Source organism: Mariniflexile soesokkakense, assembly GCF_039650365.1.
In the GTDB taxonomy this organism is placed as follows: Bacteria; Bacteroidota; Bacteroidia; order Flavobacteriales; family Flavobacteriaceae; genus Mariniflexile; species Mariniflexile soesokkakense.
The window spans coordinates 124652-150517 of record NZ_JAZHYP010000004.1 but is presented as its reverse complement, the minus strand read 5'-3'; the positions used below and the strand labels follow the sequence as shown (position 1 = coordinate 150517).

Genomic DNA, 25866 nt, shown 5'->3' with positions numbered 1-25866 from the left:
TTAAGTTATTCTATTTTATTTATATAATAATTTTTGTAGTGGTTGTGTTATTTTAAATAACCAAATATTGTTTAACATGAGTATTCTAAAAATATCTTTTGGAGTATCTGAAATGGAATTGTTGATATAAAAGAGGTGCTGCTCTTTTAGCTGGCTTTTAACTCGCAAAACGGTTTTATAAGAATTTTTATTTTTAAATAGTTGATAGAATATTGTGACGTTTAAAAAGCTTAACCGTGTGTTAAAATAATTTTTTACTTGCGGATTGGATAAATTTACGTTTTGACTAAATTCTTTTGTAACCTTTAATACCAGTAATATATCGCTAAGCATTTTTGCTTTTTTTTCTTTACTTGTATTTCTAGTAATTGAATTTGGTGATTGTAAATAATGAGCAACAATGTTTTTAATAGCCATAACTTTTTTTGAATAAAAAAATACGCGCGTGTTAAATTCAAAATCTTCTATATAAATTTTTTCAATAAATTTTATGTTGTTTGTTACTAATAATTCTCTGTTATATAATTTATTACAAGCTGAATTCATGTATTTCAAATTATTATAATAAGTTACTCCATTATAAATAGTTCCATTGGTGCATTTTGATACTTCATATGAAATAGCTCCATTAGGTAAGACACCTTGTGCGCCAAATTCTAAAATATCTAGGTCATATTTTATTGCAATATCTATAATTTCTTTTAATGCGTTAGGTAACAGGTAATCGTCTGCATCTAAAAAAAGTAGATAAGTACCTTTCGCATATTCAATTCCTGTATTTCTCGCGCCTCCTAATCCTTTATTTTTTTGAGATACAACGGTAATATTATTATGATTTTTTGAAATTTCATTAACCAGTGATAAACTATTATCTGGAGATTCATCATCAATGGCAATAATTTCAAAAGCACTTTCTTTATACCCTTGGTTATATACAGAATCAATACATTTTTGGATATACTGTTCAACTTTATACATGGGTATGATTACGCTTATTTTTATCATTATCTATAATTATAGTAAAGGAACATAAAGTATGTAAATAAATAATAAAAGAACAATACTTTTCCTATAACAACATGTTGTTTTTTAAAAAAACGTTCTTTTAAAAAGGGATAAACAATAACTAAAGGCATTAAAAACCATGATAAATAAGCAAACCGATTAGAGAAATTAGCTCTAATAATTAATATCCAAAAAGCATTAGTAATTAAATAAATATTAAAAAGCTGAATAAATATTGGGTCTTTGTATTTTTTTATAAAAATAAAATAGGCACCAATAATGACTGCAAACGAACTATAAAATAAAAAATCATACCTAAAGCCAGCATTGGCAAACGCTTCATCTTTTTCACCTGTTAAGTAACCACTTAGTCTATCATCCGCAAAACCTAAACTTGCAAATAGATTTTCCCAAAAGCTACCTAAAGCTATTGATAAAGGAATGGCCAATAACCAACCTCTTATATACCACTTAGAATTATTAACAAAAAGTGTTAATACGAAGGCTCCAATTGGCAAAAGCATGGTTTGATGAAACAAACATGATAGCACAAAGAATAAAATCATAAGTGCTTTTTTATCCTTTAGCGATATTGCCAATAATACAAGGGAAGTGGCCATTCCGTTTCTTATTCCATTAACACCATAAGTCCAAAAAGAAAATGATACTATAAACATAAAAAAGGCATAAAACCAGTATTTTGAAAAGTATTTTTTGGATACAAAATACAACGGTACTATATATATGATTTCACACATTAAAAAGAAACCGTGAACAGAAAGAAATGAAGAGCATATTTTCATAAATAAATGAAAATAAATATCGGCTTTAATTGTAATTTCACCTCCAAGTGCGTAATGGTTATAAATTTCCGAATACGTTTTCATGTCTACGAAATACTTTTCGCTAATTGGCCGTAAACCCATATATATAGTAAGGAAAAATAGAATTAAATACCCTGTAAAATTTATATAGCTAATGTTTTTTTTTTCATTGATATCCAATAGAAAAGCATGTAATAATGTAAATAATGCTATAGCAAAAGCACTGTATAAGAATACTATATAGTAATTTTCTAAAGGAATAAATTCAATCATAAAACTGTGCTGTTTTATTTAAGTTTTATTGGTTTCATTCTGTTAATTTCGGCGTCAATTACAACAAAATTATTAATTTTGTTAAAAGTATGAATAGATACAATATTTCTATCCCAATTTGGAGTGAATTTTTCAACTAATTCTTCATCATAATCATATAAAGAAAGTTTAGAAATTTTTGACATATTCAAACCATATCCATAATGGTTTGAACTATTTTGAGAAGGACGTATAATTTGATTATTGTAAACAAACAAGTTTCCTGCTGCCCTTGATAGTGTTACATCAGATAAAACAGGGCTTTTTGGATGTAAAGTCCATTTTTTACTTAATAAACTATCTGAATAAAAAACGAACAACTCATCTTCAAAGCAAATTCCTTTATTTTCCCTAATGTTTGTGAACATCCAGTATTTATTATTACTATAGAGGATAGTTGTGTCTACAGCTTCGATATTTTCTATTAAATTATGAACAAACTCCCATTTATTAGGAAATTCAATACATTTATAGAGCATGATACTCTTATTTTCACTTGTTTCAGGAATCATGTATAAATCATCATTATCTTCTATTAAAAAAGGATAAGACATATGAAAATCATTTTCAATAATTTTTTTTGGCTGTGTATAATTTCCATTCTTATCAATCTTAAAATATGAAATAAATCCTTTATTCTCACTAAATAATAGTTCTTCTACAAAAATATAAAATTCATTATTTTTTTTAAAAACAAATGGATCTGCCCATATTCTGTCTTTTGGTGGTATTATTTTTTTGAAATCTTTAAATGAAAATTTTAAATTAGAACTATCATTAAACTGATACATTATAATCCACTGGTTAAAGAAGAGCTTAGCTTTAAGTTCTGTGAATAGCCATTGTATATACCTTATTGGAAATAGACATATGTATTTTATTAAAATTGAACTACAGATGCTGGTGGAATGATTTTTAGCAATATTTTTTTTTTCAGTTCTTAAGAAGTTATTTAAGTGAACTTGGTTTAATTTTCGACTTATTATATGTGGTGCTTTCCAAAAGGCTTGATTATTGTTTCTAAGTAAATTAATTTTATTTACTTGTGAAGTGGATTTATATAATATTGCATTTGAACCACTTTCTAATTTTTCCAGAAAAATTGAATGCGTTTTTTCTTTATTAAAAACCTCTATTAATCCAATAAACTCGTTACAAAAAAAGGTGCTTCCTGAAAATATTTGCCAAATTCCAAATTTAGTACAATTTAAGAGTTTTTCTGGGAAACTAATATCACTAAAGTTTAATAAAACATCATGTTCAGTGTTGTTTAAATATTCTAATAACTCATTAGAGTTCGCTAATGCAATATCACAGTCTAAATTAATTGTTTTTTTTGTAAATGCATTGGGACCAATCTCAGAAAACAGATTACTTTCAAAACCCTGTATTGTTTTATACAAAGCCGATATTAATTTATATAAAACAGTAGCTTTTCTCTTTTCTTGGTTATGTTCAATAGGTATATAGATTAAATTTATATCTACAAAATTTTGTTTTTTAAGGTACTCTATGGTATATAGTTGCCAGTTGAAAATTTCTTTCTGATCTATTAATATTCCAACTTTAAGTTTTTTGTTTTTTGTCATGAAGAAAGATTAGATTTAAATAAGTTAAGCCAAATATTCATAACATTATCAGGCATTAATCTTTTAATATTTTCCCTACCTTTTTTACTCATTTTTTTTCTTAACGTTTCATCTTCAATCAATTTAATTAAAGCTTCAGCAAATTTTTTAATATTTCCTCTTTCCACTAATAAACCATCTATATTATCGGTAATAATATTTCTTGGTCCATTGGGACAATCGAAAGAAACAGCGGGTAGACCACATGCTAAGGATTCTAACAAAACCATTGGGAAACACTCTGTATGCGAAGACATGGCATATATTGAAGCATTCATCATTTTCTCTTCAATATTATTTGTTGAACCACATAAAATAATTTGGTTTTGTAATTGTTTATAGTTTATTTGGTTTTGCAGTTCATTTATATATTCTTTTTCTCCATTCCCATATATTTCTAATGTCCAATCGGGGAATTTTTCAGCAACAATTTCCCAAGCTAGGATAAGATTTTCAAACCCTTTTACGGGAGCAATTCTTCCTGCACTAATTACTTTTTGAGCGTTTAACTCTGTTGTTTTTTCTGGATAGGTTGATAACGGATTAGGAATTACAACAGTATTATTTGAATAATAATATGGTTTCTCATCTTCGGTAAGTAACGCTAAATAGTGATATTTGGACTCTATGTAATCGTTTAATCTAAAATTAAGCTTCTTTAAAAGTGATTTGCAGTTATTTCTGGAAATATTTTCGAAATACCTTGAAGAATGAAACTCTTTAATTTTAGTTATTCTAGGCAATATGTATGGAATAAAATAAAAATCGAAAGCAAAATTACATATCACAATTATATCAGGGTTTATTTCTTTTATCTTTTTTTTAAGTGTAAAAAAGTGTTTAGGCACTTTAATAAAATTTTGCGGGTGATAATAACTTAATTTTCTATTATAGTTTATACCTAAGTCATGAAAAATAACTTTATCATCAATATTATAGCACGGAGGGTTTCCTTTTTGCTCTGAGGTAATTATATGAGTTTCAATTTTTTTTTCATTTACCCAATAATTTACTTTATTGGCTAAAACCCTTTCAATTCCTCCATGTAAATATAATTGATCTGTATAGTAAACAATTTTCATCACGGATTTTTAAGCGTATTAAATAGAGAATCCCATTGGTTAACAATAGTTTCAGGCAAATATTTTTCAGTTTTCAATTTGGCTTTACTTCCCATTTTTTTTCGAAGGTCACTATCTTTTATTAAAAGCTCTAAATGATTTGAAAAACTTTCTAGATTATCGTTTTCTATTAAAAAGCCATTTTCACCATTAGAAATTATATCATTCGGTCCACAAGGACAATCAAAAGAAATGCAAGGTACTCCAAATGCCATGGCTTCTATAAGTACCATGCCAAAACCTTCAAATCGGGATGTCATTAAGTATATTGAAGCTTCTTTGTATTTAGCTTCTATATTTTTAACAGGTGGAAAAAAATTGATGGTTTTGCTTAAATCTAATTTTTCAGAAAGCTTTAAAAAAGTCTCATTTTCATCAAATTTCCCGTAGATATCTAATTGCCAATTAGGATGTTTTTCAGAAACATTTTTCCAGATTTGAAGTAGTCTATCATATCCTTTTTGAAAGGAATGCCTGCCAACTACCAATACTTTTTTATTCTCAAGATTTGATAGATTTGTAGGGTTGAACGAAAGAGGATTTGAAATAACTTCAAGGTTATCTAATTTCCATTCCTTTAAATTGTCATTAGTAAGGACAATAAATTTATCATACTTTTTAGCCCCCAAATGCATCAATGAAAATTTAATTTTAGTAATGATTTTATTGAAAAAATTAACATTATCTGTTTTCAGTTCAACATTTTTTGAAACATGCCTTTCGTATATCATAGGGCAAGGTTTGCCTAAAATAAAGGGCAAGAAGAAAGCTTTGAGACCATCATCGCAAACTGATATTATATCTGGTTTAATCAGTTTTATTTTTTTAATTATACCATTAGAATATAGATATGGATATTTAAAGACATTGCCGTGTAATGAAATATCATGAAATTTTATATTACTACTATAGCTATAGAATAACGGTGAACTACCTTGGTTCAAGGTAAGAATATGTACTTCATAACCCAATTTGTCTGTAAGATAGCTTGCTTTTATAGACAATACACGTTCTAAACCAGCAGATCCACATACCTGATTGGTTATGTACAATAACTTCATGATAGATTTTAGTTTTTTATAAAGTTTTTAACCTTTACTTTTAATGGTTCAGCTAATTTATGATGTAATCCTAAATTGGTAACCATAGTGTTTTTGTTGATTTTTCCAGAGAGATTAAAATTTGCTTTGAAACTACCATCATCTGCTACATCAATTCTGTTAAAAAGTTCTAATATTCCATCAAATCGACATGTGTCTACAAAATCATTAAATGAATTAAGAAAAATAACAGGAGTTCCCATAGCCAAACAAGGTAATGCACAATGAATGCGAGAGGTAATAACTAATTTAGCTTTTGCATATTTTTTTAAACAATTTTCAGCATAATCTAACTTTTCTTGCTCCGACAATCCTATTTCTCTAGGTACTTGACTTATATATTTAGCAGTTTTTAATACATCTTCATCTACAATTTTTTCTAATTGTTTTTTTACTTTTCCAAGTTTAAAAATTTCACCAGTTAAAATAGCCTTTACAAAACTTCTTAAAGTACGGGCTTTTGCTAGGGTAGGGTAATTGAAAAAAGGATCTACAATATAGATATCATCACCTCTTTCAGTATCATCAACTTTATAATTATCTAGTGTTAGAGTTAAACATCCAGTAAAATAAGCATCAATACCCTTCTTTTTCAAGATTTGAACGGTGTATTTATCTCTACATCCAATTGGCTCATGCTTTTTAAGGTGAGCTATTCCTTTTTCAGTAAACATGTATGGAGCAGCCGATGAATTCATATGAAAAGCTACATAAAATGGTGTAATTTTATCACTTGGCACCCAATGATGATAGTTGTGGGTAAACCAACCATTCATAATTAGCTTAATTTCGTCTCCTTGATAACTTTCAAGTTGTTCTCTATCTATCAAAACATCTGCACTAGGCAAATATTGTCTAGCAGCTAAACTTTGTACATAGTCTCCAACAAAATTTGTTTTAAACCCAGGATAAGTTAATACTCCGTATTTCATTCTATTTATATTTAATTAATATCTTGTTTTTAAATAACTATTGTATAATTTTGAAAATTTATTTCTTAAAACAAATTTAATTCGATCGGTATTTGAAATTTTATCTGAATTTTTGTTTATTATTTCTTTTAAATTTAATTCTTTAAATTCCTTTAAATAAAAAGTTTCTTGTTCTTCATTATTAATTACAAAAAATGGTTTATTTTCTTTCACTTTTTCTTGTAAACACCACCATTCATACTCTAAACCTTTGCTCATAACGGTATTGTTTTCAAAATTGGATAATAATAGTTGATAAAAATTATCTGGAATTTGAAGCCCGTAATTAGCGGGATTTTCATTTGCTAAAATAAGCCCAAGCATGGTGCGTTGGCATTTTGGGCAAATGTTACAGTTTGCGCCATTTCTCAAATCTGAATAGCATACTCTTAGATTTATTTTTTCATTATGTTTTTTAACAAAACCTACTACATTAACTATTTTTTCAGGTCTACGTAAGTGATAACCATCATGAATTATCTTTACATTTGCCCATTTCATGTTCTCATCTATTTCGGGTCTAGAACCCCAACTAAAATCGACTTCTTTAGTGTTAGAAGAAGCTATAAAAACCTGTTTTACACCCAATACATTTGTTAAGGGAGCAAGGACTCCTAAAAGTGCCATGCCATGTTGTATTTCTCCCCACCAACCTAAACTATTAATTAGCAAATCTACTTTATATGTGTAGAAGTCTCTTAGATTTGATTCTAAGTATTTAAGTTTTTTGTTATCAATAATATTTTCGACCTCATTAAATTTTTTGAATTGATTCCATCTGGTGTTATCATTTATTTTGACATCTGCTCCATGAATTGATACAAGGTAAGGGTGCTTGTCGTAATTTCTGGTTAAAGATTCAAATGAGTCTAATCCACCACTGAATAGTAGCATAGAATTATTAGATCCAAATGTGTTATTAACTAATTTTTTAAACCTTAATTTTCCTTTGCTTTTAATTTTTGGATGGTGCTTTTCAAATTGAATTTTTAATTCTTTTAAAGAATTGTAAAAGGTTTCATCAATTTCTTCAACAAAAACATCAAAACCTGCAAACCAAGAAATAGGCATAATATTAGCTAATAATGGTATTACAGTAATACTCATAGGAATATTGCTTACATCTTTGTCGTAAATAACATATAACTTATTATTAATATTAAAATATTTTTTGATAGATTGATTTACGGTATAATTGTATGCAATTTTATGACCTTCATCTTCAAATATAATTGTATCTAACTTAAACATAAACACATTATTTTTTTATTTTATTTAATAGCGATAGAGTGGTGTTTTTGAATAGATCCTTTTCATAATCTAAAATACCAAACAAATACATTAATATAGCATAAACAGTACTGTATATGATTGCTTTAACTATAAAATTAATCCATCCATATCCCGGAATATAATTAACTAAATATCCCAAAATAAATATTATAATTACAGTAAAAAAAGTTTTATTGAGTAGTTCTTTAAAAAAACGAGGGATATTTATTTTTATAACTTTGTGGTAGTAAATATTCATTATGTTTTGAACAATTAACCAGCCCAAAACAGATCCTGATATCATTCCAATAGCCCCATATTTATTTGCATATGTAGCGCCTATAAATGTTCCGATTATCATAAATACCAAATATATAATAGCTTTAAATGATAATTTACTTTTTGCTTCTAAAATTGAATTACCAAAACCTTGAACTAAAGGAAGGGTGTATGCCACCATTATTATAAGTGCAATAATCCATGATTCATAGAAAGATTCTCCTACCCATAAAAACACAAATTGTTTACCATATAAAGCAAAAGCAATTAATATATATAATAATACTATAAGTGATAACCTTCCAATTTTTATCATCATATTAGTAAGCTCTTCGCCACTTGCATTTCCAACAGCCATTTGGGTGGCTTTAGGTAAAAAAACACTAGAAATTGCAGTTGAAAATGCACCATAATAAGTTCCAAGCATAATCCCTACTCCAAATATTGCCACAACTGTCGTATTTGTAACAATTCCTAATACCATTTGTCCTGCTTGCCACTGAAATTGTCCAACAAGTACAAATACAAAAATCCATATTGAGTAAGAGAATATTTCCGTAACTAATCCTTTTTTGAATTTGTGTAATTTAAATTTGACTTTTAAATTTTTAAATGAAAAATATGCATTTGCAGTAATAACTAAAATATTCATTACCGTGTCTAAAATAACGATAGAGATTGCTTTACCTCCTAAAAGTAAAACTGCTACAACCGTAAAAGATCTCATTACATATCTTACAATATTTACAGATTTAGGAAACACAAATTGTTCATATCCAGAACATATTCCCATAAAAACACCACCTGGAAGTTGAATAGCTAAATTAAAAATTGCTATTATGAACATTATTTTAGCTTTTCTTAGCTCCTCTAAAGTTAAGGATCTATTGAAAATATTTTCTAAATTAAAGTAACATATTGCACCAATAATGATAACTAAAACAGAAATTACAAAGTAGATAAGCATTGTGGTTGCTAAAAAATTTTCTTCACCAACTCTGTTTTTTTCAGCTCTATATTTTGCTACAAATCGAACAATGGTATTTGTTAGTCCAAAATCAAGCACTGAAATATAACCTACAAAAGCTCCAATAAGAGTATAAAGCCCAAATTCCGATTCTCCCAAATGTCTTATTATAAACGGTGTTAGCAAAAGACCAACAACATTAGTTATTAAAATGGTAATATAATTTAATATGGCTCCTTTTTTAAGCTGACTCAAAATTCATGTTTTTATTGTTATAATCTTCCATCAACATTTTCTTTTAAAACCCCTTTTACGTCATATAAAACACTATTTGGTTTTAATAAGGTACTTAATTTTTTGTTTAAAAATTCTTTATGTGCTACAGCCAATACTATAGCATCAAAAACATCTTTCGGGAATACTTTTGAGGTAATTAAATTGTATTCATGCTTAACATCCTGAGGATTAGCCCAAGGGTCATAAATAGTTATTTGTGTGCCGTAGCTTTTAAATTCATTAATCACATCCACAACTTTCGTATTACGAACATCTGGACAGTTTTCTTTAAATGTTATACCAAGTATTAATATTTTAGATTCTTTAATTTTTATGTCTTTTAGAAGCATTAGTTTTATAACTTCAGAAGTTATATATTTTCCCATGCTATCATTCACACGCCGACCTGCCAAAATAATTTCAGGATGATAACCTACTTCTTGAGCTTTTTGAGCTAAATAATAGGGGTCAACCCCAATACAATGCCCTCCAACTAGGCCTGGTTTGAATGGTATAAAATTCCATTTGGTGGCCGCAGCTTCTAGTACAGCATAGGTGTCAATATTAATCAAATTGAAAATTTTCGCCAATTCATTTACAAATGCTATATTTATATCACGTTGGGTATTTTCAATCGCTTTAGCAGCTTCAGCTACTTTAATACTAGGAGCGAGGTAAGTCCCCGCACTAATTACGCTTCTGTATAGGTTGTCAATTTTTTTTGCAATTTTAGGAGTAGAACCTGAGGTTACTTTCAATATTTTATCGATAGTATATAATTTGTCACCAGGGTTAATACGTTCTGGAGAATAGCCAACGAAGAAATCCTGATTATATTTTAAACCACTTATATTTTCTAAAATAGGTACGCATTCATCTTCAGTAACACCCGGGTATACTGTTGATTCATATATTACAATGTCACCTTTCATTAAAACTTTTCCAACAGTTTCACTCGAACTATACAATGGTATTAAATTGGGTCTGTTATTTTTATCAATTGGGGTAGGGACAGTGACAATATAATGATTACATTTTTTAATGTCGTTTATAATTGAAGAGCAATATAAGCCATTTTCATCATTTAAATTTCTTTTTAAAACTGATAAAAGAAGCGTTTCTTCAACCTCAAAAGTTGTATCTCTTCCATGCTGTAATTCACTAATTCGTTTTTGATTAATGTCAAAGCCCACTACACTATATTTTGAAGCGAAAAGTCTTGCTAAGGGTAAACCTACGTAACCAAGACCTATTACTGCAATTTTAATACTTTTCATTATTTGGTTATTTTTTTAAACTTTCCCAATACCAGCTTATGGCTATTTTTAAGCCACTTTTAATGTCAAACTTTGGATGGTAATTTAATAATTCTTTTGCTTTAGTTATTGAGGCTAAAGAGTGGGGGATGTCTCCAGCTCTGTTATTTGTATGTTTTATTTCAATATTATTTATGCTATCATCAAATTCGGACAAATATGTTTTTAGTAAAGTTGCTAATTCTAAAAGTGTGGTTTCTTCTCCATATGCTACATTATAAACAGTATTCAAAGCGTTTTTATTTGTAGTAGTTAATGCATTAATATTCATTTGCACTACATTATCAATGTACGTAAAGTCTCTTGAATAGCTTCCGTTCCCATTAATAATAGGAGGCTCATGATTTATAAATTGCTGAATGAATTTTGGAATTACTGCTGCGTAAGCACCATTTGGATCTTGGCGTTTTCCAAAAACATTAAAGTATCTTAAACCAATAGTATCTAAATTATAGGTACTATTAAAAATATCGGCATATAATTCATTAACATATTTTGTTATAGCGTATGGCGATAATGGTTTACCTATAGTATCCTCAATTTTCGGTAAAGCTTCATGATTTCCATACGTAGATGAACTTGCAGCATATATGAAGCGTTTAATATTAGCATCTCTAGCAGCAACTAACATATTTAAGAACCCAGAAACATTTACATCGTTTGTTGTGATGGGGTCTTTAATTGAACGAGGTACCGAACCTAATGCTGCCTGATGTAAAACATAGTCTATATTGTTACATGCTAGTTTGCAGTCATCAAGATTTCTAATGTCTCCTTCAATTAATTTGAAATGACTTTTGTTAAGAAAAGGTTTGATGTTTTCCATTTTTCCAGTAGAAAAATTATCTAAACAAACTATATTTATATTGTTATCCAATAGTATTTCACATAAATTAGAACCAATAAAACCAGCACCTCCGGTCACAAGGATTTGTTTGTTTTTTAATAAATTTAATTGCTGATAGGTCATTTAAATTCTGAGTTCTATTAACTGTAAGCAAATATTATAAAAATAAATGTAAAAGGGTAACTAAATATATTAAGGTTTTGTTTTTTCCGATGTAAAACAAGTTTGTGTTAAATTATCCGATGAACTAAGTATAATAGATTTAAACCGTAAATAAATTTAGTGTGAAAATGTAATTTTTCATATATAAAAGATATGTAAATCGATAATGTACAAAGTTTTGCTATGAACTAAACATTAAAATGTAGTTAACCGATTTTAATTACTGTTTTGGCGAATTAACTTAATTCTTGGTTTTTTGATTAAAAACAATCACTAAATTTACATCATTAAATACAAAATTGAATTGATTAATAGCATCATTGATTTAATTGTATAAATGTTAATAATATATTTATTTGACTCTCATTTTTAATCTATTTATTATATAGAGTATTAAAAACATTTAGTATCAGTTATAATTAAGCTAATAATTTAAAAAATTTTGTTTTATGTACAAAAGGGGAGTAATCAAAAAAGACACGATAGATTTATAACTACCATAGTTTGAACTGGGGTAGAAATTAATGCACTAATTTTTGGCCTTTTTATAAATTATTTAATTAGACTTTAATATTCAACAGAATTAAATTAAAATGTTGACCAAAACTAAAATATACTTATCATCACCTCATATGGGCGGTTCGGAACAAAAATTTGTTAAAGAAGCATTTGATACTAATTGGGTTGCTCCATTAGGACCTAATGTAGATGGTTTTGAAAAGGAAATACAACATTATTTAGGAAACAATTCTCAAGTTGCTGTACTTAGTTCAGGAACAGCTGCAATACATATAGCACTTCAGTTATTAGGTGTTTCAAAAGGAGACGAAGTATTGTGCCAAAGTTTTACTTTTTCAGCTTCAGCAAATCCTATTATTTACCAAGGCGCAGCTCCTGTTTTTATTGATAGTGAATCTGATACATGGAATATCTCTCCAGAATTGCTTGAAATAGCTATTAAAGACCGTATTGAAAAATATAAAAAACCAAAAGCTATTATAGCGGTTCATTTATATGGAATGCCCTATAAAGCTAATGAAATAAATGCTATATCAAGAAAATATGAGATTCCGGTAATAGAAGATAGTGCTGAAGCTTTTGGTAGTAATTATTACAATACTGCTTGCGGAACACTTTCTGATATTGGTGTATTATCATTTAACGGAAATAAAATAATCACTACTTCAGGTGGAGGTGCTCTCATTACAAGTAATTTAGATTTAAAAACCAAAGCAGTCTTTTTGTCTACTCAAGCTAGAGATAACAAACCTCATTACGAACATTCTTCAATTGGTTTTAACTACAGGATGAGTAATGTATTGGCTGGTATAGGTAGAGGACAAATGGAGGTTCTTGATGAACGTGTGGCTGCAAGAAGAAACAACTTTAATTTTTACAAGAAGAATTTATCAAAATACAAATCTATTTCTTTTTTAGAAGAACCAGATGGCTTCTTTTCTAATAGATGGCTTACATGTATTAAGACAAGTTCGTTTGAATTAAGAGAACAATTAAGACTTGCTCTTTTAGAAGAAGATATTGAATCAAGACCTTTATGGAAACCAATGCATATGCAACCTGTTTTTAAAGATTGTTTGCACTTTGCGGATGGTACATCAGAAGAACTTTTTGAGAGAGGACTTTCATTACCAAGTGGATCTAATTTAAATCAAGAAGATTTAGATAGGATTCTTAATATAATTTCAAAAACCCCAAACTTATGATAAACAATTACTTCACATATTTTTCACAAAAATACGCTTCGAAATGGTTAGTTTTTTGTATTGATTTAATAATTGTTTTGGCTACTTTTTGCTTATCCTATTTTATAAGATTTAATTTTACTTTAAATTTTGATTTAGAACAATTTTTATTTCAATTGCCTTTTATACTAATTGTTGCTTCTATGAGTTTTTTAGTATTTAGATCTTTTAAAAGTGTTATAAGACATACTGGGTTTACCGATGTGGTTAACTTATTTAAAACAGTATCTTTTACGACCATGCTAACTGTTTTGTTTATACTAATAAATAGAGAGGTTGGTTTAATTAAAGATTTTACAATACCACTATCAATATTAATAATGCATGCGTTGCTAAGTTTTGTATTATTAAGTTCAAGCAGGTTAGTTTTTAAAATGGGATATAATTATTTAAAATGCAAGTATGTAGCATCTAAACGTGTTCTTATTTATGGTGCTGGAGATTCTGGTATTGTTACTTACAATGCCTTAATAAGTAACGTTAGAGAAAAGTTTGATGTTGTAGGGTTTATTGATGATAATTCTAGTAAAAACGGAAAATCAATTAATGGTATTTCTATTCTGAATAAAACCATAATAAATCAAGATTATATTGCAGTAAATAGAGTTAACGAAATTATTATAACCTCAGAAAATATTAATAAAGAGAGCTTAATAGATCTAGTTAGCTTGAATGTTAAAATCACAAAAATACCACCTATTGAAGATTGGATTAATGGTGAACTGAATATTCGTCAAATCAAACAGGTGCAAATAGAGGATCTTTTAGGTCGTGCACCTATACAAATAGATAATCCAAACCTTACAAATGAATTTAAAGATGAAACCGTATTAGTTACAGGTGCAGCTGGTTCTATAGGTAGTGAATTGGTTAAGCAATTATCTAATTTTGATATTAAAAAATTAATATTAGTTGATCAAGCGGAGTCTGGTCTTTATGATGTGCAACAAGATTTAATACGAGATGAAAAGCATAATTTTACGGCTATAGTAGCTGATATAAGAGATGGTTTAAGAATTGATAGTATTTTTCAAGAGTACAAACCTACTATGGTTTTTCATGCCGCTGCATACAAGCATGTTCCTTTAATGGAGAAATCACCGTATGAAGCGATAAAAATTAATGTTAGTGGCACAAAACTTTTAGCAGACACTTCATCACGATATAATGTCAAAAAATTTGTTTTTATATCTACAGATAAAGCTGTAAATCCAACTAGTGTTATGGGTGCCACTAAGCGTATGGCAGAAATGTATATTAGCTGCTTACAAAAAGAAAGCAAGACTAAATTTATAACAACCCGTTTTGGGAATGTATTAGGTTCTAATGGCTCTGTAATTCCTTTATTCAAAAAGCAAATTGAGGATGGAGGTCCTTTAACTTTAACACATAAAGACATTACAAGATTTTTCATGACCATTCCAGAAGCTGCACAGTTAGTTTTGGAAGCAGGTACCATGGGGAGAGGAGGTGAAATATTTATTTTTGATATGGGTGAATCAGTGAAAATATATGATTTAGCCAAAAACATGATTAAACTTTCCGGTCTTCGTTTCCCTGAAGATATTGATATTAAAATTACTGGTTTACGTCCAGGCGAAAAACTTTATGAAGAATTATTAGCAAATGGAGAAAACACCTTATCCACTTACCATAAGAAAATAATGATAAGCAAAACAAGAGAACTTGATTATTCATCTGTTAAATCTGATATTGAGGAATTATGCATGACAAATCGTTTCCAAAACAATAATATTGTTATGAAAATGAAACGATTAATACCTGAATACAAATCCAATAATTCCGATTACGAACGCTTTGATAAAAAGGTTCAGATTTACAAAAAGGTAAAAGAGATTTTGCATGATAAAACGGATAAATCTCTAAGTAACATATAAGTTAGAACTTTTTTACTATTTTCCCCAAATAATTTTACAAATGATAATATTCGTTTTAAGAAAAAAACTATTTCTTTTCTTGTTTTTTGTTAGTTTAGTTTTTATATCATGTACAACTAAACATGATATTGTTTATTTTCAAAATGCAAAGAATTTTGAAACCATAGTAGACACAGACACCTTCAAAGCAAAATTAAAAGTAGGAGATATTGTAAGTATTTATGTGTCAACCTTAGATCTAGAAGTAACCAAGCCCTACAATTTAATGATAGAAGCAGGGAGCAGTGCCCAATTGATTGATTATTTAATAGACGTAGAAGGAAACATAGACTACCCTGTTTTAGGAAAAGTTAAGTTAGTTGGTTTAACGGTTGAAGAAGCTAAAGAACTTTTTAAAAAGAAATTCTATGAAGGTCAATTACTCAAAGATCCTGTTATTATTATTAGAGTTCAAAACTTTAGAGTTACTGTAGCTGGAGAAGTTAGAAATCCCGGGGTTTTTCCTGTTTCAGGAGAGCGCGTTTCAATACTTGAAGCTTTAGGGATTGCTGGAGATTTAACAATTAAAGGTAGAAGAGATAATATATTAGTTATCAGAGATTTTAATGGAACAAAAACATATACACGTATTGATTTAACAAACAAAGAAGTTTTTAACTCTCCTGTTTATTATTTAACTCAAAATGATTATGTTTATGTTGAACCTAATAATTCAGCAATAAGTAATGCTTCTGGAGATTCTAGAATAGGTACCATTATTAGTATAACATCTTTTATTTTAACAACGGCTCTAATATTTGTTACCAGAAATTAGTTTATTATGTCAAAACTTAATAATATTTCCCCTACAGATAATATCTCAAGTCCATTTAATTTAAAAAAGGCTATTTCGATATACCTAAAGAAATGGTTTTGGTTTGTTCTAAGTTGTATAATTTGTTTAGGAATAGCATATTTTAAATTACGTTATACAACACCTGAATATTTGGCCACAGCTAAAATTATGATTTTAGATGAAAAAGACGCTTCCGGAGCTGGATCGGCTTTTAACGATTTGCCTTTATTTGCAGAAAAAGAAGATGCCAAAGTTGATGATGAAATACAAGTTTTAACATCAAGATCTATATTAAAAAAAATAGTAAAAAAACTAAATCTGAACTTGCAATTTTTTGCTAAAGGTAGAGTTTATGATTCTGAAATTTATAAAAACACACCAATAGCTATAAATTTTATTGCTACAGATTCAATTATAAATCAAACAAGATTTAATTTTTATATTGATATTATTTCAAAAAAAGAATTTGAATATCGTGTAAATGAAGATGATGAGCCTAAGAAAATATCCTTTGGAGAAAAAATACCAACTTACTTTGGAGGGCTAATAATAACACCAAACACTTTAAATATTGACAAATCTGTAGGGTCTAGTATTTATATTGTAATTAATCCAATAAGTAACGTAACACAGTATTTAAAAAACAGAATTTTTGTTTTTCAAGATGGAAAATCTTCTAAGGTTTTAAATATTTCTCTACAAGACCCTATAGTTGAAAAGGCAAAAGACATTATAAATGAGTTAATAAAAGAATATAATGAATCTGCAAAAGAGTTAAAAAACACAAACTCTATAAATACTGCTAGTTTTATAAATGAGCGTGTAGAATTAATTGCATCGGATTTAGTTAATGTAGACGATAGTATTGTTCGTTTTAAAACAGGAAATAAAGTTACCGACGTTACATCAGAAGCAGGCCAATTTTTATCTTCAAGCATGTTAAATGAACAGCAATTAGAGCAATCTAAAATGCACTTGCGACAGCTTAACTATATGGGCTCTTCATTAGTTGATAGTGACTCTTTTAGTCCAATTCCTTCTAATTTAGGCTTAGGCGATCCATCAATTAGCGCACTTTCCTCCAAGTATAATGAGTTGATATTTGAACGTGAACGTTTGTTAAAAAGCGCAGGAGAGAAAAACTCTATAGTTTTAGCATTAGACCAAACTTTAAAAAACATTAAAAATGATCTTAATAGTAGTATCCAGAACTCAAAAAAATCGTTAAACATACAAATAAGTGGATTAGAAAATCAATCAAGTAAACTTAATTCAAAAATATTTTCAGTACCAGCACAAGAAAGTAAGCTAAGGTCTATAGAGCGTAAACAAGGAATTAAAGAATCATTATATCTTTATTTATTGCAAAAACGAGAAGAAGCTGCCATATCACTAACTGCTACTTCTCCAAATGCTAAAGTTATAGACGAAGCATATAGTTCTGGAAGTCCTATATCACCAAATAGAAAAACAGCATTTATTGCAGCTTTGTTTTTAGGGCTTTTAATTCCTTTTTTAGTAATTTATGTAACTGATTTATTAGATACTAAAATTCATAATAAAGAAGATTTAGAAAAGGAAATTAGAAGCATAACTATTTTAGGAGAAGTTCCAAAGGTTAAGAACTCTTTGAAAGATGGAATTCTATTAGTAGAAAAGAATGATAGATCTATTTTATCTGAATCATTTAGAATTATAAGAACAAATTTTGATTATGTTAGACGGGGTAGAAATGTAGAAAACTATGATAATGTTGTGTTTGTTACATCAACCATTAATGGAGAAGGAAAATCTTTTTTCAGTGTAAATACAGCATTAACTATGGCTAATACAGGTAAACGCATATTGTTAATTGGTGCAGATATTAGAAATCCACAAATATATTCAATATTAAAGAATCAAATAAAGTCTAATGCTACTGCTGATATAGGATTAACAGAGTATTTAGTTGATAAATCTATTTTAGCAGGAGAAACTATCAATACTTATTCTATTAATGAAATAAAAATAGATATTTTGCTTTCTGGAAAAGTGCCACCTAACCCAGCAGAACTATTAATGATGGGAAGGGTAAAAGAGTTATTTGATTATGCATCTAGCCAATACGATATGGTCATTGTTGATACGGCACCTGCTATGTTAGTTACTGATACATTATTAATTAGTGAATATGCCGGACATACCATTTATTTAACAAGAGCAGGGTATACCGAGAAGCAAATTTTAAACTTTGCAAAAGAATTGTATGCAAGTAAAAAACTAAATGGCATGATGTTGGTTGTTAATGATGTTAGTCAAGCAAATTTTGGTTATGGTGCCAAATACGGTTATTATGGTACCCCAGAAAAGAAAAGCTTTTTAAATAAAATTTTTAAATAACTGAAAATATCGTATTTGTATTTTCAATCAAATACGATATTTTTTCAGAAGTTTTTTTATCGAAAACTAAGTTTGATAGTTTTTCTATGTGGGTTGTATTATGAGCATCTGTTCCAACAAAATCGATCAACTCTTTTTCAATTAAGTAATTTGCCGTTTTTTCGACACTTTTGCCATAATGATCGCTTAGGGATAATAAATTAAGTTGAAAAAAGCATCCTAATTGTTTTAGTTTATCGTAGTAATCAAGATTTTGGTGATAAAATGAATACCGTTCTGGGTGTGCCAAAACGGGTTTGAAACCTTTTGTTTTTATTTTGAAAATAAGAAGTTCTAAGTTTATTGGGGGCTGAAAATAGGACATTTCAACAAGTACATAATTACCTTTTAAAGTAAAAAGATCTCCTTCATTCAATAATTTTTCAAAATTACTATCCAACATGTATTCGGCCGCAGGGTTTAGGGTAATGCCGCTTTGTAATTTTTTTGGTAAGTTTTCCAACAATAATTCATAAGCGTTTCCAATAGTTTCATCTGTATTAGGATAAAAATCCTGCATAATATGCGGTGTGGTAATAAATTGCTTTACACCTAAGTCTTTAAGTTTGTTAATTAAATCAATTGATTCCTTAACATTTTTAGCACCATCATCTATACCAGGAAGTATGTGATTATGTATGTCTACAAAATCTTCCATTAAGTCTTTTAAAAATTGTTTCTTAGAAAATATTTGTAGCATTGTAAAAATTAGGGACTAATTAAAAATTTAATACAACTTAATTTTTGCTTATGAAGCATAAAATTCAAAGGCATCAATAATAACATTATCATCAACCAAACAATCTATTCTGGGTTTTCCAATGTTCTCTAACAAAACAAAATTAATATTACCGTGGTTGTTCTTTTTGTCGTATTTAAGCAATTCAATAATGGGTGCGTATTCTGATTTATTAATGGTTACTTTACCATAATAATCAACAAAAAGCGTTTTAATATGATGTGCAATTTGCTTAGGAAACCCTACTAACTCAGTAGAAATATATGAAGCCAAAATCATGCCCACAATAATAGCCTCACCATGCAGCAACGTTGTTTTGTTGGGATTGCTCAAAAAATACGACTCTATGGCATGACCCAGTGTGTGACCATAATTTAAAGTTTTACGCAACCCGTTTTCAAAAGGGTCTTCTTCAACAACGTTCTTTTTAATTATCACAGATTCATAAATCAATTCATCCAAATCATCTAAAGAAAGCTTCGATAAATCTTGAAATTTATTCCAATAGTTTTCATCACTAATTAATCCGTGCTTCAACATTTCTGCTAAGCCAGAACGCATTTGGTTTTGAGGCAAGGTGCTTAAAAAACGGGTATCTATAAGCACTAAATCGGGGTTGCTTATAACTCCAATTTGATTTTTTAAATGCCCTAAATCAACTCCTGTTTTGCCTCCAACCGAAGCATCAACCATAGACAATAGGGTAGTAGGTACATTAACATATGCAATGCCACGCTTAAAAGTGCAAGCAACAAACCCCCCTAAATCGGTAATAACACCACCACCAATATTTATAAGCAAGCTTTTTCTATCAGCATTCAATTCAGAAAGTGTGTTCCAAACACCAACGCAAGTATCAATGGTTTTGTTTATTTCGCCAGATTCTATTTCAATAATTTCGATAGCAATAGTAGTTTCCAATTTTTCTAAAAAATATGGCAAACAATATTGATGTGTGTTTTCATCTACTAAAATGAATATTTTAGAAAAATTTTTTTTCTTAATGTGTTCGTTTAAAGATGAATAACAAATGTTATTAAAATGAATAGTACAATTTTTTGTTGTAATAGAATCCATGAAATAGTTAATTTTTTTTAAAACACGAAATTAAGGAGATTTTATATAAAATGGTAACTTGTGGTTAATTATATTTGTGTGAAATATTGAATATAATGCAAAAAAACACTCCTATTTTTGACAATACCGAAATTGCTTTTGCTTTAAAAAGTGATTCAGAGCTAGAACGCGCTTATTTTTTATTCAAAATGATTTCAATTGAGCCTTTAGTTAAAATAGGTACAGCCGCTACAAATTTTGCTTTAAAAGCACATTTACCCATTGAGGGATTGATTCGTTCTACGGTGTTTGACCATTTTTGTGGAGGTGTTAATGAAGAAGATTGTTTGCCAGTTATTAATAAAATGTATGAAAAAGGAGTGAGTTCTGTATTGGACTTTTCGGTTGAAGCTAAAGAAAGTGAAAAAGAGTTTGATTATGCCCGAGATGTTACCCTTAAAATTATTGAATTCTGTAAAGAAATAAAAGCCATTCCTATAGCCGTTTTTAAACCATCGGGTTTTGGCCGTTTTAAATTATATGAAAAAGTAAGCAAAGGTGAAACTCTATCTGAGAAGGAACAGATAGAATGGGAAAAAGTTGTTGAACGATTTCATGTGGTTTGTAAAAAAGCCAAAGAAAATAATATTGCCGTTTTAATTGATGCTGAAGAGAGTTGGATTCAAGATGCGGCCGATGCATTAATAACCCAAATGATGAAAAAGTACAATACCGAAAAACCTATTGTTTTTAATACGCTGCAAATGTACAGACATGATAGACTTGCTTTTTTAAAAAATGAACATAAAAAAGCAAAGGAAGGTGGCTACTTTTTGGGTTATAAATTAGTACGTGGTGCCTATATGGAAAAAGAAAATGATAGAGCTGAAGAAATGGGGTATGAGTCTCCAATTTGCAAAAGTAAAGCAGCTACAGATGAAAACTTTAATACTGGGCTGAACTATATATTAGATCATTTAGAGGGCATGTCGGTTTTTGCTGGAACACATAATGAAACCAGTTCGTATTTACTTATGGATTTAATGATGGAAAAAGGTTTAAAAAACAATGATTCTAGGGTTTGGTTTGGGCAATTATATGGTATGAGCGACCATATAAGTTTTAATTTAGCAAGCAAAGGGTATAATGTGGCTAAGTATGTGCCGTTTGGACCTGTTAAAGATGTGATGCCCTATTTAATACGCCGTGCTGAAGAAAACACATCGGTGGCTGGACAGACCGGTAGGGAATTAGCCCTTTTAACCAAAGAGAAAAACAGGCGTAAAACACTATAAATATTAATAAAACCATTTGATTGAAAATATTTGGTACTTAATTGTTACATTAAGCTTGTCGAAATACATGTATACGGCCTTAGACAAGTTCAGACTGACATTTGTGGTTATAATTGAATTTGGATTAAATTATAAATTTCAATGGGTTTTTGATTAATTATTCTTAATGGGTTAAATATAGCTTAAAAGAATATTTTTTATTTCCTTGGGCGATTGATAAGGGGTAATATTTTCCAGATTGGTTAAGTCTATGCTTTTTTGTGCTTTTTCACCCATCCGTTTTACCAATAAAATATCTTTATGTGCAGTTGTTGCTAATACTTCACCTTTCGAAATAATATCTTCATCATGCTTTTCTCCGGGGCGCAACTCCGTGATTTTAATTTCTACTTTATCATTTTTCGCATAATTATCTATAAAACAATGTGCTAAATCAATCAATCTGATTGGAATTCCCATATCAAAGGTAAACACATGGCCTTCTGGTTTATTAAAGCTTGCAATTTTTAAAATTAAATTGCAAGCTTTGTGCTTATCAATAAAATAGCGTGCTATGGTTTTACTGGTTATTGTTAAAGGCAAACCAGAATCTATTTGGTTTTTAAAAAGAGGAAGCACTGAACCGTTAGAACCTATAATATTTCCAAAACGCGTTATTTTAAATTGTACAGTACTTTTTTGAGTTTGTTGAATGATATAATTTTCAGCTATTAATTTAGTAATACCCATAACGCTTATTGGGTTTACTGCTTTATCGGTCGATATAAATATGAACTTTTTAACATTATGTTTTATAGCTAAATCTGCCAATAATTTAGTGGCCAAAATATTAGTTTTAACAGCTTCGTACGGATGTGCTTCCATTAAGGGCACATGTTTATAAGCTGCTGCATGAAAAATCAGGGTTGGTTTATAGGTTTTGAAAAGATATTCAATTGAATTAGTCTCATTAATATTTAAAAGCAAGCATTCTATTTTGTTTATATTTTCATTTTCAAACTCCTTAATTAAATTATAAAGTGGTGATTCGGCCATATCAATAAGAATCATTTTCTTATAATCGCAAGCCAAAATATGCTTTGCAAGTTCGCTACCAATAGATCCAGCTGCTCCTGTAATTAGGATAGTTTCTTCTGAAAAATCAAAATTTTGAAATGTTTTTTTAGGACTTCCGTTTAAATGAATGACACCAGAATCTTCGATTAACTGTTTTATGTGGTTGTAGGTTGTTTGGGTCATTTATTTCAAATTCGTTTCAGTGTTATTAAAAGGGTTAAAACACTTCTAAAGTAGGAATAATACAGTAGTAATCCAAACAGAATGTAGAGTGGCCTTATTTTGCTACAACTTTGGCAATGGTAATGAAGATGAGTTTTAAATCGAAGAAGAAACTTCTTCTTTTTATATATTCTTTATTGTATTTTAATTTATCTGGAATAATGGTTTTTATAAAGAACTCTTCAGGGTTTTCGGCAGCTTTTAAAAGTTCTACTTCGTTTCTGTATTTTAACGAAGCAAGCCCAGTAATACCAGGACGCACCACAAAAATTTTCATATCGTCTTCACTATAAAAATTTACATAATAGCGAAGTTCTGGTCTAGGGCCAACAAAACTCATATCGCCTTTTAAAATGTTTAGCAGTTGCGGAAATTCATCAATTTTGTAGCGTCGTAAAAAGTAGCCTATTTTTGTAATTCTAGAATCGTTATTTCCTAAAGTAAGCAATCCTTTGGTTTCAGATTGGATTTGCATGGTTCTAAACTTATAAATATTGAAGTCTTTATTGTTTTTTCCAACACGACCCTGTATAAATAAAATAGGCCCTTTAGAATCTATTTTTATAAGTATGGATATAAGTATTAATAAAGGAGCAAGTAGAATTAAACCAATAATTGAAAAGCTAATATCGAAACAACGTTTGGCAATCATTAATTGGCTATTCTAAAATTGGTTATGGTAGCAATGCTATCGCAGTTTTGAATAGTCAATATAATATCCTTTTCATTATAATCGCCTTCAACCATATACATACCGCAAGGCTTCTCTCTCGCATTACTTTCAGAAAAGTTTATATTGCCCTTTTTAAGCACATAATTTACAGCTACAGAATCTAAATTGTTATCATGTAATTTTGATTGAATACCATTTGAATATTCAATTTTTTTTAATCGAATATTTTTTAATACACGTGCATCGGGACCATAACTGCACGACGTTTTTTTTCCGTTTAAAAAGAAAGCTAAAATGACTAGTCCAAGAGAAAATCCTCCAAGATAATAACCAATACGTTGAATTAATTTCATCTATTTATGTTACTTGTTTTTTATTGGTTAGATGTTACATTCATAGTAATGACCCTGTGTGTTAAAAGGATTTTTAGCATGGATGTTTCATTTAATTTAATAGAAGTTTTATTGAGGTAGGCTGTTTAAAAAATAATTAAATTGATATCGCTATAATTTAAATCGAACCATTCGCCAACAGATTTACTAGTTAAAATTCCGTGGTAAAAATACAACCCATTTTTTAATCCTCTATCGAATCGAAGTGAATTTTCTAAACCGCCATCTTCAGCAATTTTCAATAAGTAAGGTGTGAAAATATTACTGATTGATACTGAGGCAGTACGCGAATATCTAGCTGGAATGTTAGGTACACAATAATGAACAACATTATGTTTAATAAAGGTTGGTTGTTTGTGTGTTGTTACTTCACTAGTTTCAAAACAGCCGCCCATGTCAATACTAACATCGATGATGATGGCACCTTTTTTCATAGATTGTACCATAGTTTCAGATACAACAATAGGAGACCTATTATTACCTCTTACTGCCCCTATAACCACATCGCATCGTTTTAAAGCCTTATTTAAGTTTTTTGGTTGTATGGTAGAAGTGAAAAGAGGCCTTCCTAGATGGGTTTGGATAAGTCTTAATTTGGTAATGGAATTATCAAATATTTTAACGTTAGCTCCCAAGCCAAGAGAACTTCTTGCTGCAAATTCGCCCACAGTTCCTGCACCTAAAATAACAACTTCTAATGGCGGTACACCACTAATGTTTCCAAACATTAAACCATTGCCACCTTTGGTGTCCGATAATAATTCGGCAGCAATAAGTACCGAAGCCGTTCCTGCAATTTCACTCAACGATTTCACAGCGGGATAGGTACCATCAGAATCTCTAATAAACTCAAACGCTAAAGCGGTAATACGCTTAGAAGCAAGGGCTTCAAAATATTTTTTCGATTGGGTTTTAATCTGAAGTGCAGAAATTAAAATGGTTTGCGGATTAATAAGTTTTATTTGTTCTAAACTTGGTGGTTCTACTTTAAGAATCATAGGACAAGAAAAAACCTTAGAAGTATCATTCGTTATTTCAGCACCAGCTTCACTATAATCTTTATCACTAAAATTAGCACCATTACCAGCACCAGATTCCAATAATACCCTATGCCCATTACTAACAATAGCAAAAACAGCATCTGGTGTTAAACAAACACGTTTTTCTTGAAATGCCGTTTCTTTTGGAATTCCAATAAATAACTCTCCCTTGCGTTTAAATATTTCAAGGGTTTCTTCTTGTGGTAAGAGTTGTTGTTTAGTAAATGGAGACAATTGTTTAGACATGGTTATTTAGTTTACAAAAGTCAAATTACAAATAAAATTTTTATTGTATCGACACATTTCAAAAATAACTATTTTAGACTTTATAAGATGATTATTTATAGTATTTAATCTTAATTATTAAATTTGAACGAAAAAGCTTAAAAACTAACGCGG

The 25866-nt window shown here is 29.2% G+C and carries 21 protein-coding genes; 5 read left to right on the top strand and 16 right to left on the bottom strand.

From position 1 onward, the window contains the following. Nucleotides 1-15: 15 nt before the first annotated feature. The 10 genes from VP395_RS10330 to VP395_RS10285 are packed head-to-tail and all read right to left on the bottom strand — an operon-like array spanning nt 16 to nt 12041. Entirely contained in the window at nt 16-1005 is a 990-nt protein-coding gene (locus VP395_RS10330) for a glycosyltransferase family 2 protein (RefSeq protein WP_346241932.1), read from the bottom strand. Beyond that, nucleotides 1005-2102: an EpsG family protein gene (locus VP395_RS10325; protein WP_346241931.1), complete on the bottom strand. Its 1098-nt coding sequence runs from the start codon at nt 2100-2102 to the stop codon at nt 1005-1007. The genes VP395_RS10330 and VP395_RS10325 overlap by 1 nt, the downstream gene beginning before the upstream one ends. A 14-nt stretch (nt 2103-2116) precedes the next feature. Further along, entirely contained in the window at nt 2117-3730 is a 1614-nt protein-coding gene (locus VP395_RS10320; RefSeq protein WP_346241930.1) for a glucosamine inositolphosphorylceramide transferase family protein, read from the bottom strand. Next, nucleotides 3727-4851 (bottom strand): glycosyltransferase family 4 protein, encoded by a 1125-nt coding sequence (locus tag VP395_RS10315; protein WP_346241929.1) that lies wholly within the window; start codon nt 4849-4851, stop codon nt 3727-3729. Before VP395_RS10315 ends, VP395_RS10320 begins: the two co-directional genes overlap by 4 nt. Continuing rightward, on the bottom strand, nt 4851-5951 hold the full coding sequence (locus VP395_RS10310) for a glycosyltransferase family 4 protein (RefSeq protein WP_346241928.1): 1101 nt from the start codon (nt 5949-5951) through the stop codon (nt 4851-4853). Before VP395_RS10310 ends, VP395_RS10315 begins: the two co-directional genes overlap by 1 nt. A gap of 8 nt (nt 5952-5959) precedes the next feature. Further along, on the bottom strand, nt 5960-6922 hold the full coding sequence (locus tag VP395_RS10305; RefSeq protein WP_346241927.1) for a polysaccharide pyruvyl transferase family protein: 963 nt from the start codon (nt 6920-6922) through the stop codon (nt 5960-5962). Nucleotides 6923-6937: 15 nt separating this feature from the next. Next, nucleotides 6938-8212 carry a hypothetical protein gene (locus VP395_RS10300; RefSeq protein WP_346241926.1) on the bottom strand — a complete coding sequence of 425 codons (1275 nt, stop codon included), beginning with the start codon at nt 8210-8212 and terminating at the stop codon, nt 6938-6940. Between the two features lie 7 nt (nt 8213-8219). Beyond that, nucleotides 8220-9734 (bottom strand): lipopolysaccharide biosynthesis protein, encoded by a 1515-nt coding sequence (locus VP395_RS10295; protein ID WP_346241925.1) that lies wholly within the window; start codon nt 9732-9734, stop codon nt 8220-8222. Nucleotides 9735-9751: 17 nt separating this feature from the next. Next, nucleotides 9752-11032: a nucleotide sugar dehydrogenase gene (locus VP395_RS10290; RefSeq protein ID WP_346241924.1), complete on the bottom strand. Its 1281-nt coding sequence runs from the start codon at nt 11030-11032 to the stop codon at nt 9752-9754. 7 nt (nt 11033-11039) lie between these two features. Next, nucleotides 11040-12041 (bottom strand): SDR family oxidoreductase, encoded by a 1002-nt coding sequence (locus tag VP395_RS10285; RefSeq protein ID WP_346241923.1) that lies wholly within the window; start codon nt 12039-12041, stop codon nt 11040-11042. A 632-nt stretch (nt 12042-12673) separates the two neighbouring features. On the opposite strand from VP395_RS10285, the gene VP395_RS10280 reads away from it, so the two are divergent. The 4 genes from VP395_RS10280 to VP395_RS10265 are packed head-to-tail and all read left to right on the top strand — an operon-like array spanning nt 12674 to nt 18955. Beyond that, nucleotides 12674-13804 carry an aminotransferase class I/II-fold pyridoxal phosphate-dependent enzyme gene (locus VP395_RS10280; RefSeq protein WP_346241922.1) on the top strand — a complete coding sequence of 377 codons (1131 nt, stop codon included), beginning with the start codon at nt 12674-12676 and terminating at the stop codon, nt 13802-13804. Beyond that, on the top strand, nt 13801-15741 hold the full coding sequence (locus tag VP395_RS10275) for a polysaccharide biosynthesis protein (protein WP_379884333.1): 1941 nt from the start codon (nt 13801-13803) through the stop codon (nt 15739-15741). Before VP395_RS10280 ends, VP395_RS10275 begins: the two co-directional genes overlap by 4 nt. A 40-nt stretch (nt 15742-15781) precedes the next feature. Next, nucleotides 15782-16555, top strand: a complete 774-nt coding sequence (locus VP395_RS10270; protein ID WP_346241920.1) for a polysaccharide biosynthesis/export family protein — start codon at nt 15782-15784, stop codon at nt 16553-16555. 6 nt (nt 16556-16561) lie between these two features. Then, the gene (locus VP395_RS10265; RefSeq protein ID WP_346241919.1) at nt 16562-18955 is read left to right on the top strand and encodes a GumC family protein; all 2394 of its coding nucleotides are present in this window, start codon (nt 16562-16564) and stop codon (nt 18953-18955) included. Here VP395_RS10265 and VP395_RS10260 read toward each other — a convergent pair. Both VP395_RS10260 and aroB read right to left on the bottom strand, forming a co-directional pair. Then, nucleotides 18948-19694: a tyrosine-protein phosphatase gene (locus VP395_RS10260; protein WP_346241918.1), complete on the bottom strand. Its 747-nt coding sequence runs from the start codon at nt 19692-19694 to the stop codon at nt 18948-18950. The two genes, VP395_RS10265 and VP395_RS10260, sit on opposite strands and share 8 nt — an antisense overlap. A gap of 48 nt (nt 19695-19742) precedes the next feature. Beyond that, entirely contained in the window at nt 19743-20810 is a 1068-nt protein-coding gene (gene aroB, locus VP395_RS10255) for a 3-dehydroquinate synthase (protein ID WP_346241917.1), read from the bottom strand. A gap of 95 nt (nt 20811-20905) precedes the next feature. Between aroB and VP395_RS10250 the strand changes: the two genes are divergently transcribed. Continuing rightward, complete coding sequence (locus VP395_RS10250) at nt 20906-22084, top strand: proline dehydrogenase family protein (protein WP_346241916.1); 1179 nt, start codon at nt 20906-20908, stop codon at nt 22082-22084. A 171-nt stretch (nt 22085-22255) separates the two neighbouring features. Here VP395_RS10250 and VP395_RS10245 read toward each other — a convergent pair whose 3' ends face one another. From VP395_RS10245 to VP395_RS10230, 4 genes are all read right to left on the bottom strand, one after another. After that, on the bottom strand, nt 22256-23323 hold the full coding sequence (locus tag VP395_RS10245; protein WP_346241915.1) for an SDR family NAD(P)-dependent oxidoreductase: 1068 nt from the start codon (nt 23321-23323) through the stop codon (nt 22256-22258). Between the two features lie 94 nt (nt 23324-23417). Beyond that, nucleotides 23418-24014 (bottom strand): sugar transferase, encoded by a 597-nt coding sequence (locus tag VP395_RS10240; protein WP_346241914.1) that lies wholly within the window; start codon nt 24012-24014, stop codon nt 23418-23420. Further along, nucleotides 24014-24388 (bottom strand): hypothetical protein, encoded by a 375-nt coding sequence (locus tag VP395_RS10235; RefSeq protein ID WP_346241913.1) that lies wholly within the window; start codon nt 24386-24388, stop codon nt 24014-24016. The genes VP395_RS10240 and VP395_RS10235 overlap by 1 nt, the downstream gene beginning before the upstream one ends. 125 nt (nt 24389-24513) lie before the next feature. Further along, nucleotides 24514-25713, bottom strand: coding sequence for an alanine dehydrogenase (locus VP395_RS10230; protein ID WP_346241912.1), 1200 nt, complete (start codon nt 25711-25713; stop codon nt 24514-24516). Nucleotides 25714-25866 lie beyond the last annotated feature (153 nt).

What these genes read in the sequence shown, in the direction of transcription:
- VP395_RS10330 (WP_346241932.1), bottom strand. Translation starts at nt 1,005, where the DNA reads ATGATAAAAATAAGCGTAATCATACCCATGTATAAAGTTGAACAGTAT.
- VP395_RS10325 (WP_346241931.1), bottom strand. Translation starts at nt 2,102, where the DNA reads ATGATTGAATTTATTCCTTTAGAAAATTACTATATAGTATTCTTATAC.
- VP395_RS10320 (WP_346241930.1), bottom strand. Translation starts at nt 3,730, where the DNA reads ATGACAAAAAACAAAAAACTTAAAGTTGGAATATTAATAGATCAGAAA.
- VP395_RS10315 (WP_346241929.1), bottom strand. Translation starts at nt 4,851, where the DNA reads ATGAAAATTGTTTACTATACAGATCAATTATATTTACATGGAGGAATT.
- VP395_RS10310 (WP_346241928.1), bottom strand. Translation starts at nt 5,951, where the DNA reads ATGAAGTTATTGTACATAACCAATCAGGTATGTGGATCTGCTGGTTTA.
- VP395_RS10305 (WP_346241927.1), bottom strand. Translation starts at nt 6,922, where the DNA reads ATGAAATACGGAGTATTAACTTATCCTGGGTTTAAAACAAATTTTGTT.
- VP395_RS10300 (WP_346241926.1), bottom strand. Translation starts at nt 8,212, where the DNA reads ATGTTTAAGTTAGATACAATTATATTTGAAGATGAAGGTCATAAAATT.
- VP395_RS10290 (WP_346241924.1), bottom strand. Translation starts at nt 11,032, where the DNA reads ATGAAAAGTATTAAAATTGCAGTAATAGGTCTTGGTTACGTAGGTTTA.
- VP395_RS10285 (WP_346241923.1), bottom strand. Translation starts at nt 12,041, where the DNA reads ATGACCTATCAGCAATTAAATTTATTAAAAAACAAACAAATCCTTGTG.
- VP395_RS10280 (WP_346241922.1), top strand. Translation starts at nt 12,674, where the DNA reads ATGTTGACCAAAACTAAAATATACTTATCATCACCTCATATGGGCGGT.
- VP395_RS10275 (WP_379884333.1), top strand. Translation starts at nt 13,801, where the DNA reads ATGATAAACAATTACTTCACATATTTTTCACAAAAATACGCTTCGAAA.
- VP395_RS10270 (WP_346241920.1), top strand. Translation starts at nt 15,782, where the DNA reads ATGATAATATTCGTTTTAAGAAAAAAACTATTTCTTTTCTTGTTTTTT.
- VP395_RS10265 (WP_346241919.1), top strand. Translation starts at nt 16,562, where the DNA reads ATGTCAAAACTTAATAATATTTCCCCTACAGATAATATCTCAAGTCCA.
- VP395_RS10260 (WP_346241918.1), bottom strand. Translation starts at nt 19,694, where the DNA reads ATGCTACAAATATTTTCTAAGAAACAATTTTTAAAAGACTTAATGGAA.
- aroB (WP_346241917.1), bottom strand. Translation starts at nt 20,810, where the DNA reads ATGGATTCTATTACAACAAAAAATTGTACTATTCATTTTAATAACATT.
- VP395_RS10250 (WP_346241916.1), top strand. Translation starts at nt 20,906, where the DNA reads ATGCAAAAAAACACTCCTATTTTTGACAATACCGAAATTGCTTTTGCT.
- VP395_RS10245 (WP_346241915.1), bottom strand. Translation starts at nt 23,323, where the DNA reads ATGACCCAAACAACCTACAACCACATAAAACAGTTAATCGAAGATTCT.
- VP395_RS10240 (WP_346241914.1), bottom strand. Translation starts at nt 24,014, where the DNA reads ATGATTGCCAAACGTTGTTTCGATATTAGCTTTTCAATTATTGGTTTA.
- VP395_RS10235 (WP_346241913.1), bottom strand. Translation starts at nt 24,388, where the DNA reads ATGAAATTAATTCAACGTATTGGTTATTATCTTGGAGGATTTTCTCTT.
- VP395_RS10230 (WP_346241912.1), bottom strand. Translation starts at nt 25,713, where the DNA reads ATGTCTAAACAATTGTCTCCATTTACTAAACAACAACTCTTACCACAA.